The organism is Pseudooceanicola lipolyticus (genome assembly GCF_002786325.1).
Taxonomy (GTDB): domain Bacteria; phylum Pseudomonadota; class Alphaproteobacteria; order Rhodobacterales; family Rhodobacteraceae; genus Pseudooceanicola_C; species Pseudooceanicola_C lipolyticus.
In genome coordinates, this window is record NZ_PGTB01000016.1 from 42,223 (window position 1) to 53,610 (window position 11,388).

The 11,388-nt window shown below is 63.3% G+C and carries 12 protein-coding genes and 1 pseudogene; 5 read left to right on the plus strand and 8 right to left on the minus strand.

The annotated features are described in order from the left end of the window. Window positions 1-36 precede the first annotated feature (36 nt). Both CVM52_RS07375 and regB read right to left on the minus strand, forming a co-directional pair. Window positions 37-1,611, minus strand: coding sequence for a PAS-domain containing protein (locus CVM52_RS07375; RefSeq protein ID WP_240620891.1), 1,575 nt, complete (start codon window positions 1,609-1,611; stop codon window positions 37-39). A gap of 87 nt (window positions 1,612-1,698) precedes the next feature. Continuing rightward, window positions 1,699-3,102, minus strand: coding sequence for a sensor histidine kinase RegB (regB, locus tag CVM52_RS07380; protein WP_100161864.1), 1,404 nt, complete (start codon window positions 3,100-3,102; stop codon window positions 1,699-1,701). Window positions 3,103-3,193: 91 nt separating this feature from the next. Between regB and CVM52_RS07385 the strand changes: the two genes are divergently transcribed. Then, entirely contained in the window at window positions 3,194-3,811 is a 618-nt protein-coding gene (locus CVM52_RS07385; RefSeq protein WP_100161865.1) for an SCO family protein, read from the plus strand. 75 nt (window positions 3,812-3,886) lie between these two features. Further along, window positions 3,887-4,441, plus strand: a complete 555-nt coding sequence (locus CVM52_RS07390; RefSeq protein WP_100161866.1) for an ActR/PrrA/RegA family redox response regulator transcription factor — start codon at window positions 3,887-3,889, stop codon at window positions 4,439-4,441. A 28-nt stretch (window positions 4,442-4,469) separates the two neighbouring features. Here CVM52_RS07390 and CVM52_RS07395 read toward each other — a convergent pair whose 3' ends face one another. Next, the gene (locus CVM52_RS07395) at window positions 4,470-5,063 is read right to left on the minus strand and encodes an HD domain-containing protein (protein ID WP_100161879.1); all 594 of its coding nucleotides are present in this window, start codon (window positions 5,061-5,063) and stop codon (window positions 4,470-4,472) included. Between the two features lie 183 nt (window positions 5,064-5,246). Here CVM52_RS07395 and ahcY point away from each other — a divergent pair, with 183 nt between their 5' ends. From ahcY to CVM52_RS07410, 3 genes are all read left to right on the plus strand, one after another. Next, window positions 5,247-6,638, plus strand: a complete 1,392-nt coding sequence (ahcY, locus tag CVM52_RS07400; RefSeq protein ID WP_100161867.1) for an adenosylhomocysteinase — start codon at window positions 5,247-5,249, stop codon at window positions 6,636-6,638. 170 nt (window positions 6,639-6,808) lie between these two features. Further along, window positions 6,809-8,158 carry an esterase-like activity of phytase family protein gene (locus CVM52_RS07405; protein ID WP_100161868.1) on the plus strand — a complete coding sequence of 450 codons (1,350 nt, stop codon included), beginning with the start codon at window positions 6,809-6,811 and terminating at the stop codon, window positions 8,156-8,158. A 212-nt stretch (window positions 8,159-8,370) separates the two neighbouring features. Next, entirely contained in the window at window positions 8,371-8,712 is a 342-nt protein-coding gene (locus tag CVM52_RS07410; RefSeq protein WP_100161869.1) for a DUF2853 family protein, read from the plus strand. 191 nt (window positions 8,713-8,903) lie between these two features. On the opposite strand, the gene CVM52_RS07415 is transcribed toward CVM52_RS07410, so the two are convergent. The 5 genes and pseudogenes from CVM52_RS07415 to CVM52_RS07435 form a co-directional block, all read right to left on the minus strand. Next, entirely contained in the window at window positions 8,904-9,299 is a 396-nt protein-coding gene (locus CVM52_RS07415; RefSeq protein WP_100161870.1) for a DUF1761 domain-containing protein, read from the minus strand. A gap of 57 nt (window positions 9,300-9,356) precedes the next feature. Next, window positions 9,357-9,776, minus strand: coding sequence for an EVE domain-containing protein (locus tag CVM52_RS07420; RefSeq protein WP_100161871.1), 420 nt, complete (start codon window positions 9,774-9,776; stop codon window positions 9,357-9,359). Further along, window positions 9,776-10,048 carry a YciI family protein gene (locus CVM52_RS07425; protein ID WP_100161872.1) on the minus strand — a complete coding sequence of 91 codons (273 nt, stop codon included), beginning with the start codon at window positions 10,046-10,048 and terminating at the stop codon, window positions 9,776-9,778. Before CVM52_RS07425 ends, CVM52_RS07420 begins: the two co-directional genes overlap by 1 nt. A 3-nt stretch (window positions 10,049-10,051) precedes the next feature. Beyond that, complete coding sequence (locus CVM52_RS07430; protein WP_100161873.1) at window positions 10,052-11,014, minus strand: NAD(P)H-dependent glycerol-3-phosphate dehydrogenase; 963 nt, start codon at window positions 11,012-11,014, stop codon at window positions 10,052-10,054. Further along, window positions 11,011-11,388 (minus strand): annotated as a pseudogene (locus CVM52_RS07435) (tRNA (adenosine(37)-N6)-threonylcarbamoyltransferase complex transferase subunit TsaD); the annotation flags it as partial. The pseudogene CVM52_RS07435 and the gene CVM52_RS07430, both read right to left, overlap by 4 nt.

The following is an 11,388-nucleotide window of genomic DNA, read 5'->3' on the forward strand; positions in this document are numbered from 1 at the left end:
CACAATGGCGCTGGCCCTTGCCCGGTGCAAGCGGGTTCAGCGCCCCGCCATCAGCCGCGATTCGGCGGGCTGATCCAGATGCGGCTGCATCATCGCGCTGGCCATTACATCGGTGGTGATCCGCGAGAATACCACCATGGCGGCACCGCTTTGAATCGGATGAACGTGGCAGGCCAGCGATTCACCGGATTTCAACTGAACTTGCGCCCACCAGTCGCTGCGGTTTTCGCGCAGCTCGACAAAATCGCGGATTTCGCCCCAGACCGGCGAGGCGCGGCATTTCTTCTGCCAGCAGCGGGTCGCCTCGATCACCGAGGTTTCGGCAAAGGACATCTCCGGATCGACCGACCACAGCTTGCGATAGGCGGCATTGGTCACCGTTAGGTGGCCATCGGCCGAAAACACCGCGATGGCATCGTCCAGCCGGTCCAGAATCGCCTGGCCCTGTTCCAGGTCGGAACGGAAGCGCCGGGTCAAAGTGATTTCGGCGGTGATATCCTCGATCAGGAAGGCAATGGCGCCGTCGGGATGCGGCCGCCCGCTGACCGAAAACACCGAGCCCGATGGCAGCGACCAGGTCTCGTGATAGCGCCCGTCCGAGGCCGCAGCGACCAGATCGGCCATCTGGTGGCGCCACGAGCTGTAATTTTTCGGCTCCGGCATGATCCGCTGGTCGCGCAGCCGGTCGAAAAAGGTCAGCAAGGTGGGTCGCGCGCTGAGGAACTCGGCCGGCAGCGCGGTCAGATCCACCAGCGCCGGATTGAACAGGGCCAGTTGCCGCCTACGGTCGAAAATCGCCAACCCGATCGAAAGCTGCGCAAAGGTCTTGGCCAGGGTCTGCACGAAATTGCGCTGGGCGTTTTCGGCCTCGATCACCGCGTCGACATTGGTGGCGAAATAAAGCCGCCCGTGTTCGTCAGGGATCGCGGTGACATCGAACCACCTTTTGGGGCCGGCGTCGGGTCTGCCAGCGGCGACCCGACGGGTCGAATCCCGTTCCGGCATCAGGGCAGGGGTGGGGAACAGCGGCGCCTGCACCTCGCCCTCGCGATGCATCTCGCGACCCAGCCGGTTATAGGCGGCGTTGCTCCACGTCACCTGGCCCGCGTCATCGGTGCGCCAGATGGGATAGGGCAATCGATTGACCGTGTTGCGCAGGTTCGCCAGTTCGTCGCGCAGCGCGCGGGTCAGGTTGGCTTCGATCTTGCGCCGGCGATCATCGATCAGCCGGACCCGCAGCAGGCTGTCCAGCCATTCGAATTCCAAAACGCCGGGATCGCCCGGCGTTTTTGCCGTCAGGCGAAGCCCGCGGCTGGTTGAAACCTGGTCCTGGCTGTCGGGAAAGTCGGGAAACCGCGCCACCAGCGCGGAACGCAGCGAGTCCCAGCTGTCCGGCAGTTCCCCAGCGCCCGCCTGATGGCGTGACGATGGCGTCGCTTGTATCAGCTGCGCGCCGTCGAACAGCCAGGTCTGGTCATCCTCGATCAGCGGCGGCTGTGGTGGCGGCGCATCCGGTTTCCTGCGGTTGCCCAGCGTCAAAAGCGTTACGGCACCCAGGGCCGCAGCAAAGCAAATAAAACTTAGAAGAATCCATTCGAAAAGTCCGATCACCACAAATTTCCTCAACTCAAGGCGCGTTCCCAGTGGGGAGTTTTCCTTGAATTGGTTAACGGCCTGTTAATCGCTGCAAGATGCAGCTCAGATGCTGATTGGCTGGTTCGCGCCGGCGGGAATCGCGTTTTCGTCGGCCCGCGCATCGATGGATTTGCGGCGCCAGACCACCTCGACAATTGCGCCGGGCGGGGCGGAGTCTTTGCGGTCTCGGTCGCGGGCCATGCCGTCGCTGCCATTGGCAAAGCGCAGTTCGGCGCCCGACCGTTCCAGCAACGTCTTGGCGATGAACAGACCCAGCCCCATCCCCTCGTATTCCGGGCGCAGCAGGCGTTCGCTTTCGCCGCGCCGCCGTCGCATGAACGGGTCGCCGATCCGGCCGAGGATGTAAGGGGGGAAGCCGCGCCCGTCATCCATGATGCGGATCCAGATCCGCTCGTCATCCCACCGCGTTTCGATCCACACCGTGGTGCGGGCAAAATCCACCGCGTTCTGGATCAGGTTGCGCAGCCCGTGGATCACCTCGGGTTTGCGCAGGATCGAGGGCTGCTGCTGGCGCCCACCCTTGGCCGGGCCTTCTTCGATCAGGATGATCTTGCCGCGGTCGCGATGCGGTTCCGCGGCCTCGTTGATCACCGCGATTAACGGCGCCTGGCGCAGGTGCAGGTCGTCTTTCCCGGCGCGGCCCATGTCGCGCAGGATGTCGCGGCAGCGGTCGGCCTGTTCGCGGATCAGCGCCGCGTCTTCGCGCAGGTCGGGCCGGTCGTCCAGCTCTTCGATCAGCTCCGAACTGGTCAGCTTGATCGTGGCCAGCGGCGTGCCCAGTTCATGCGCCGCCGCCGCCACCACGCCGCCCAGATCGGTCAGCTTCTGTTCGCGGGCCAGCGCCATCTGGGTTGCTGCCAGTGCCTCGGACATCGAATGCATTTCGGAACTGACCCGGCGCGAATAGGCGCCCATGAACACGGTGGCGATGGTGATCGCCGCCCAGTTGCCAAAGACGAAGATATCGGGCACCCGCAGGATAAACCCCTGATCGGTGCGCAAAGGCAGGTGATAATTCGCCAGCAAGGTCACCAGGATAATCGCCGTGCCGCCGATAATCAGCGTTGATCGCAGCCCAAGCACGCTGGCTGAAATCGTCACCGGCCCCAGCAGCAGCATGGCAAAGGGGTTGTGCAGACCGCCGGTCAGGTACAGCAGGAAGGCCAGCTGCAGCAGGTCGAACAGCACCATCAGGAAGTTTTCCGGCTCGGTCAGGCGCTTGTTTTCCGGAAAGACAAATATCGCGATCAGGTTGCCGGTGACCGAAACGCCGATGGCGAGATAGCACAGCCCGACCTCCAGCTGCAGGCTGTACATGCGCTGGGCGACGGTGATCGCCGCCAGCTGGCCGGCGATGGCCACCCAGCGCAGCAGGATCAGCGTGCGCAGCCGGATCCAGTTGCTGCGCTCCTGGCCGTGAAGAAGGGCGCTGTTGGCCTCGGGCATTGCGACCCTATGTCAGTTGCATCCGCTGTTCCCGTTGATAGGTCTCCGAACGGGCGCAATCAACTGCCTTGCCCGAGAAGGAGTGTGGGTGATGATACGTATCTATGCCATAGCCGCTGCCGGTTTTCTGCTGACGCTGCTGGCCGGTATCTGGATCTGGACGCTGTATGCCCGTCCGGACAATGTCTTTGCCACATGCACCGCCGGCCAGGTGGCCGGCGATATCGGCGGCCCCTTCGAACTGGTCGATGCCAGCGGCGCCACCGTGACCGACCAGCAGGTGATCACCGAACCGACGCTGATCTATTTCGGCTATACCTTCTGCCCCGATGTCTGCCCGCTGGACATGTCACGCACCGCCGATGCGGTCGATCTTCTGGAAGAACGCGGGATGTCGGTGACGCCGGTCTTCATCACGGTCGACCCCAAGCGCGACACGCCCGAAGTGGTTGGCGATTTTGCCGGCAACCTGCATGACAAGATGATCGGGCTGACCGGTTCGCCGGAACAGGTCAAGGCGGCCAGCACCGCTTACAAGACGTATTTCAAGTCCCATGAAGGCGCGGGCGATGACCCCTATTACCTGGTCGATCACTCCACCTTTACCTACCTGATGCTGCCCGAACATGGCTTTGTCGATTTCTTCCGCCATGAAACAAGCGCCGAAGAAATGGCCGAGCGGGTCGCCTGTTTCGTGGATAAGGTATGACACAACTCAGTTTGACGACCGCGCCCGGCCTGTTCATACTTTCACGACCGGGACTGGGGCGGTGGAGGACACGGCATGGCTGATACGACCCTGGACGAAATCGGGCAGGACAAGACGCTGCTGCTGGTCGATGACGATGAGCCGTTTCTGCGCCGACTGGCCAAGGCGATGGAAAAACGCGGCTTCGAGATCGAAACCGCCGGGTCGGTGGCCGCTGGCCGCGCCATCGCCACCGCGCGGCCGCCCGCCTATGCGGTGGTGGATCTGCGGCTGGAGGATGGCAACGGGCTGGACGTGGTCGAGGTGCTGCGCGAAAAACGCCCGGACAGCCGGATCGTCGTGCTGACCGGCTATGGCGCCATCGCCACCGCGGTGGCGGCGGTCAAGATCGGCGCCACCGACTACCTGTCGAAACCCGCCGATGCCACCGACATCACCAATGCGCTGCTGGCGCGGTCGGACGAATTGCCGCCGCCGCCGGAAAACCCGATGAGCGCCGACCGAGTGCGCTGGGAACATATCCAGCGGGTTTACGAGCTGTGCGACCGCAATGTCAGCGAAACGGCGCGGCGGCTGAACATGCACCGCCGCACGCTGCAGCGGATATTGGCGAAACGCAGTCCACGCTAAATTAGAGCCTGATTTTCACGCGCGCCGCTCAGCCCATCGCCTGCATCAGGTCGGCATGGCGGCGGGTGAATTCGTCGCGCGCCTCTTTCGGCGGCCGCAGGCGGATCGTCAGCCCCTCCATCAGCCCGGCATCGGGACGGCCGAAGAACTTGGTCGCCTCGGCTTCGGAAAATCCGGCAATCTGCACCGCCTCCATCCAGGCGCTGACCTTGTCGGCACGCTTGATCTGCCGCTTGATCGTGGCGGGCAGCACCGCGGGCAGGCCAAAGCGCAGATGCACCGCGGCGGTCAGCCGGTCATCCAGCGCGCCATAGCCCGAACCCACCGCCGCTTTCACTGGCGAGATCATGTCGCCGATGACATATTCCGGCGCATCATGCAGCAGTGCCGCCAATTGCCATTTCACCGGGGCACTGGGCGCGATGCGGGAAAACAGCGTTTCCACCAGCAGCGAATGTTCGGCCACCGAATAGGCATAGTCGCCGCGGGTCTGCCCGTTCCAGCGCGCCACGAAGGCCAGGCCGTGGGCGATGTCGGCAATCTCGATATCCACGGGGGTTGGGTCCAGCAGGTCCAGCCTGCGGCCGGACAGCATACGTTGCCATGCGCGTTTGGGGGCCATCGGTTCGGTCTTGCTCCTTCCGGTTCCTGTTTGGTGCCCGATCATCCTAAACAAGCGGCATTGTGTCGGTAATCCGTGACCGGGCGGTGCGCGCAGGGGTACGCCGCCGGCGCCAGCATTGCCAGTCAGAACGCGCGATGCTAGCTACCACGCCAAATGTGAAAGCCGAAGGAGACCCACGGGGTGACTCAGGACTATATTGTCAAGGATATTTCTCTCGCCGAATTTGGCCGCAAGGAACTTGATATCGCGGAAACCGAAATGCCGGGCCTGATGGCCCTGCGCGAGGAATATGGCGGTTCCAAACCGCTGAAAGGTGCCCGCATCGCCGGGTCGCTGCACATGACCATCCAGACCGCCTGCCTGATCGAGACGCTGGTCGCGCTGGGCGCCGATGTGCGCTGGGCCTCGTGCAACATCTTCTCGACCCAGGACCACGCCGCCGCCGCCATCGCGCAAAGCGGTACGCCGGTCTTTGCCGTCAAGGGCGAGTCGCTGGAGGAGTACTGGTCTTATACCGACAAGATCTTCCAGTTCGAGGACGGCGCCAACATGATCCTCGACGATGGCGGCGATGCGACCATGTATATCCTGATCGGCGCCCGTGTCGAAGAAGGCGAAACCGACCTGATCGAGACGCCGACCAGCGAAGAAGAGATCTATTTCTTCAAGCAGATCAAGAAGCGTATGGCCGAAACCCCCGGCTGGTTCGTCAAGCAGCGCCACAAGATACAGGGCGTCAGCGAAGAAACCACCACCGGCGTCCACCGCCTGTACCAGCTGATGGACAAGGGCCACCTGCCGTTCCCGGCGATCAACGTGAATGACAGCGTGACCAAGTCGAAATTCGACAACAAATACGGCTGCAAGGAAAGCCTCGTCGACGGTATCCGCCGCGCCACCGACGTGATGATGGCCGGCAAGGTCGCCGTGGTCTGCGGGTATGGCGATGTGGGCAAGGGCTCGGCCGCGTCGCTGGCCGGTGCCGGCGCCCGGGTGAAGGTGACCGAGATCGATCCGATCTGCGCGCTTCAGGCGGCGATGGACGGGTTCGAGGTGGTCACGCTGGAAGATGTGGTCTCGACCGCCGACATCTTCATCACCACCACCGGCAACAAGGACGTGATCCGCATCGAGCATATGCGCGAGATGAAGGACATGGCCATCGTCGGCAATATCGGCCATTTCGATAACGAAATTCAGGTCGCAAGCCTGAAGAACCACAAATGGACCAATATCAAGGACCAGGTGGACATGATCGAGATGCCCTCGGGCAACCGGATCATCCTGCTCTCCGAAGGCCGCCTGCTGAACCTGGGCAACGCCACCGGCCATCCGTCTTTCGTGATGTCGGCCTCGTTCACCAACCAGGTCCTGGCGCAGATCGAACTGTTCACCAAGGGCGACCAGTACGAAAACAAAGTCTATATCCTGCCCAAGCATCTGGATGAAAAGGTCGCGCGCCTGCATCTGGGCCGGATCGGTGTGAAACTGTCCACGCTCAGCGGCGAACAGGCGGCCTATATCGGTGTCAAACCGGAAGGCCCGTTCAAGCCCGAGCATTACCGCTACTGATCCCGCCCCATCCGGGTGAGATTCAATGCCAGCCTGTCATGGGCTGGCATTTTTCGTTTCTCCCGGCCCTGTCAAAATAGCTTTATCAATCCGACACCGGACCGAAATACCAGTGTCACAGTCAGGCCCTAGCAGCGGCGATATCCTCTCAACCCGCAAGGACCCGACTGATGCGTCTTTCCTTTTCCGCCGTTGCGCTGTTTGCCGCGTTGGCCACCCCGGCCATTGCCGAAGACAGCTTTCCCGCCACGCTGGCCGGCCATGCCGTGCTGCCCGCCCTGTCGCTGGTGGCGCCGCCCGCCGATGCACCCGCCGATGCCTGGATCTCGGGCAAATTCACCGGAGCCTCGCGGAACGAGGTGCCGATGTCGGTGATGGGCAATGTGGGCAAGAGGTATGGCGGTCACGACACCGGCATCGCGCTGCCCTTTATCGGCCAGCCGGTCCAGGGCATGTCCGGCTTTGCGATGAACCGCGCCGAGGACGGCAGCTTTTATGTGCTGACCGACAACGGCTTTGGCAGCAAGCGCAACAGCCCCGACGCGCTGCTGTTCTTCCACAAGATGGCGCCGGATTTCGAAGCCGGCATGGTCGAGCGCAAAGAGACCATCTTTCTGCACGACCCCGACCGCAAGGTGCCCTTCCGCATCGCCTATGAAGGCACCGACAGCCGCTATCTGACCGGCGCCGATTTCGACCTCGAAAGCCTTCAGGTGCTGGGCGATACCGTCTGGATCGGCGACGAATTCGGTCCCTACCTGATCAAGGCCGACCTGACCGGACGGGTGCTGGAGGTGGTCCAGACCGTGCTGGACGGCAAGGTTCTGACCAGCCCGGACACCGCCGGTGTCTTCGTTCCGGCCGAGGCGGGCAAGGATTACCAGGTTCAGCGTTCGGGCGGGTATGAAGGCATGGCCTTGCAGCCTGGCAGAAACCTGCTGTGGGCGATGCTGGAAAAGCCGATCCTGCTGGAAAGCGGCGCCACCGAGGGCAACTTCCTGCGCGTTATGCTGTTTGATCCGGCCCGGGGCGACTGGACCGGCGACAGCCTGAAATTCGCCCTCAGCGAGGGTGCCACCGCGATCGGCGATTTCAACTTCATCGATGAAACCCGCGCGCTGGTCATCGAACGCGACAACGGCGAAGGCGATGTCGCGCTGGGCTGCGCCGAGGGCGCCACCGATCTGTCCGGCTGCTATCCGCACCCGGCCAAGGTGAAAAACGTGGTGCTGATCGACACCACCGATGTCGACGAGGACGGGTTCGTGCGCCGCATCGGCCATATCGACCTGATGAACATCGCCGATCCCGACGGGCTGGCCCTGGACGGCTTGAAACCCGCCGAGGGCCCGTTCACCTTCCCGTTCTTCACCATCGAGGATGTGGTGCGTGTCGACGAGACCCACATCATGGTGGCCAATGACAACAATCTGCCCTTCTCGGGCGGTCGCGAGATCGGCAAGGCGGCGCATAACGAATTCATCCTGCTGTCGGTGCCGGAACTGCTGTCGGCCGAATAAGCCGCTAGGTTAAATTCATGCGCGGCCCGGGCGACCGGGCCGTTTGCATTTTTCGCGCCGAACCGGTCTGCGCCGGGGCAGCGACGGCAACCGCAGGTATTCCCCGCCCAAATTTTAACTTCTGAAATGGGGATCGGGGCGCTAGGCTCGCCGGTGAAAACGGGGAATACCCTGTTTTCGCTTTGATATTAAAAAGGGACAGGAAGAAAGCCATGGGTAAGCGCGACGAATTGATCGCTAAATACGCTGAGGATCTGAAGGTGAAATGCGGTGTATCGCCGGATATGGATCTGCTGACCAAAGTGACAATCGGCTGTGGTCCGTCGATCTATGATGCCGATGCCGAAACCGTTGCATCCAGTCAGCCTTCCGAGCTGGAAACCGTGAAAACCAATTTCCTGATCAAGAAGCTGGGCCTTGCCGACGGCCCCGAACTGGACGCCGCCATCGCCTCGGTGATTGACACCTACGGCCAGTCCGAGCGCAACAAGTACCGCCCGGTGATCTATTACCTGCTGACCAAACATTTCGGCAAAGAGGCGGTCTACGGCTGAGTTCGCTGCCGTGATCCGGGGCAATTGATTCAGATGCCCCGGGCAATTTATTTGCCCGCGATCCGCAAGGCGGCTAACGTCCGCCTTGTGGCCAGGATGGCCGGAACCTGTTTAGTTTCACGTGTGGTGCGTAGGGAGCACGTGGGTGAGGGAGGGTTCCGGCCTTGCGCCGGGCCCTCCGACTCGCGCCTTCAGAACAGCCCCAGCACCAGGCCGATCACGCCACAGCCCAGGATCGCATAACCGCCATCGATCGCGATCAGCCGCGGATTGCGCATCGAATAGGCATAGTTCATCGCAATCCAGGGGGTGATGAAAAACGCCCCGACGCCCAGCCCGGTCACCAGCCCTTTCCCCGCGGTGTCGATTCCCGTCATTGCGAAAGTGTGCCGCATCATGCCGGCCACCAGCAACATGGTCACGCCCGAGATCACGAAGGGCAGCGCGCCGGCCTTGTTCACCGGCTGGCCCTGGGCATCCAGCTCCATCCCCGTCGCACGCAGCCAAGGGCCGGACAGGCTCATATACCAGACCGCCCCAAAGGCGAATCCCGCCACCGCCGCCACGATCACTGCCACAATGCCCATTGCCGACCTCCATCTCGGGTTGGATAGGGACACTATGTACCCAAGTGGTTCATGCGCCTAGGGTTTTGTATCGCCCAGCGCACAGACCACCTGCCATTCCGCCTCGGTCACCGGCTGCACCGACAGGCGCGAATTCTTCACCAGCACCATTTCGGACAGCCGCGCTTCGGCCTTGATCTGGTCCAGCGTCACCGGGGTTTCGAAGGGGCGCACCGCCTTGATGTCGACGCAGTCCCAGCGGGTGTCATCGGTGGTGCTGTCGGGATGGGACTCGGCGCAGACCTCGACAATGCCGACCACCGCCTTTTCGCTCTGCGAATGGTAAAAGAAGCCGCGATCGCCGAGCTTCATCTCGCGCATGAAATTGCGGGCTTGGTAATTGCGCACACCATCCCATTCTTCGCCGGCCTCGCCCTTGGCCACCTGGTTGTCCCAGCTCCAGGTCGAAGGTTCGGATTTGAACAGCCAATAGGCCATCAGCCGACCACCTTCTTCCATTCGCTCAGCACCACGGTTTCAAACAGCCCGGCCTTGGCATAGGGGTCGTTTTCGGCCCAGTTGCGCGCCGCGTCCATATCAGCCACGTCGAGAATGACCAGCGAGCCGGTCATGCTGCCGTTTTCGTCCAGGAACGGCCCCGCCATGCTGACCACGCCGGTGGCTTCGATATAGTCCAGATGCGCGGCCCGGTTGGCCTTGCGGATATCCAGAGACTTGGGTTTGTCCCGCGCCATCAGTGCAACAAGCATGGTCTATTCCTCCTTGAGTGAACGGGTCAAAAGCTGGCTCACCAGCTCGGTTAGGGTCTGTTTCTTGTCCAGCAACGCCACCACGCTTTTGGTGATCGGCATGTCGATGCCGCGCGCCTGTGCGCTGGCCGCCACCGCGCGGGCGGTGGCCGCCCCTTCGACGGTGATGGACGGATCAAAGTCATCGCCACGCCCGATCGACAGGCCCAGCCGGTAGTTGCGCGACTGTTCCGAGGTACAGGTCAGCGTGAGATCGCCAAAGCCAGACAGCCCGGCCAGCGTGTCCGGCCGCGCACCCAGCGCCGCTGCCATTCGCAGCATCTCGGCATAGCCGCGCGTCATCAGCGCGGCGCGCGCGCTATTGCCCAGACCGGCGCCGATCACCGCGCCGCAGGCGATGGCGATCACGTTTTTCAGCGCGCCGCCCAGCTCGGCGCCGGTGGTATCGGTGGTGCGGTACAGGCGCAGGCTGGGGGTGGACAGCTGCTGTTGCAGCATCTCGCCCGCATCCGCGTCGGCGCAGGCCAGCGTCAGCGCGGTTGGCAGGCCGCGCGCGATCTCGGCGGCAAAGCTGGGCCCGGTCAACAGCGCGGCTGTGGCCGCGGGCAGCGTTTCGGCGATCACCGCAACCGGGCCCAGCCCGGTGTTCAGCTCGATCCCCTTGCAACAGGCCACCAGCCGGCGATCCATGAGCAGATCGCCATGTTGCGTCAGCAGGTGGCGCAGTTGCTGCATCGGCACCGCCAGCAGGATAACTTCGGCCGTCCGCAGCGCGGCGAAATCGGCAGTGGCCGACAGCCCCTCGGGCAGGTCGATTCCGGGCAGGCGGGCGCTGTTGCACCGGTTGGCCTGAATATCCGCCACTTGGTCGGCGGAACGCGACCACAAGATCACCGGCCCTTTGCGCGCTAGTGCCGCCGCCATGGCGGTGCCGAAGGCGCCCGAGCCGGCCACTGCCACGGTCATGCCTTGGCCCCCTTGCGCCCGCCGCCCACCAGCGCCGGGCGGCTTTGGTCCAGCGGCCAGCGCGGCCGGGCCGATAGGGTCAGATCATCGCGCTGCCCGGCCGCGAACAGTTCCAGCCCGGCATAGGCGATCATCGCCGCATTGTCGGTACACAGCGCCAGCGGCGGCGCGACAAACAGCGCGCCAAGATCGGCGCAAACCGTCTCTAACCGGGCGCGAATGGCGGCATTTGCCGCCACGCCCCCGGCGACGGCCACGGTCGGGCGCCCCGGCGCTTCGTCCAGATAAGCCGTCAGCGCGCGGCGCAGCTTGGCGCTCAGCACATCGGCGACCGCCTGCTGGAACCCGGCGCACAGGTCGGCGCGGTCCTGCCG

What these genes read in the sequence shown, in the direction of transcription:
- regB (WP_100161864.1), bottom strand. Translation starts at nt 3,102, where the DNA reads ATGCCCGAGGCCAACAGCGCCCTTCTTCACGGCCAGGAGCGCAGCAAC.
- CVM52_RS07385 (WP_100161865.1), top strand. Translation starts at nt 3,194, where the DNA reads ATGATACGTATCTATGCCATAGCCGCTGCCGGTTTTCTGCTGACGCTG.
- CVM52_RS07390 (WP_100161866.1), top strand. Translation starts at nt 3,887, where the DNA reads ATGGCTGATACGACCCTGGACGAAATCGGGCAGGACAAGACGCTGCTG.
- CVM52_RS07395 (WP_100161879.1), bottom strand. Translation starts at nt 5,063, where the DNA reads ATGGCCCCCAAACGCGCATGGCAACGTATGCTGTCCGGCCGCAGGCTG.
- CVM52_RS07405 (WP_100161868.1), top strand. Translation starts at nt 6,809, where the DNA reads ATGCGTCTTTCCTTTTCCGCCGTTGCGCTGTTTGCCGCGTTGGCCACC.
- CVM52_RS07410 (WP_100161869.1), top strand. Translation starts at nt 8,371, where the DNA reads ATGGGTAAGCGCGACGAATTGATCGCTAAATACGCTGAGGATCTGAAG.
- CVM52_RS07415 (WP_100161870.1), bottom strand. Translation starts at nt 9,299, where the DNA reads ATGGGCATTGTGGCAGTGATCGTGGCGGCGGTGGCGGGATTCGCCTTT.
- CVM52_RS07420 (WP_100161871.1), bottom strand. Translation starts at nt 9,776, where the DNA reads ATGGCCTATTGGCTGTTCAAATCCGAACCTTCGACCTGGAGCTGGGAC.
- CVM52_RS07425 (WP_100161872.1), bottom strand. Translation starts at nt 10,048, where the DNA reads ATGCTTGTTGCACTGATGGCGCGGGACAAACCCAAGTCTCTGGATATC.
- CVM52_RS07430 (WP_100161873.1), bottom strand. Translation starts at nt 11,014, where the DNA reads ATGACCGTGGCAGTGGCCGGCTCGGGCGCCTTCGGCACCGCCATGGCG.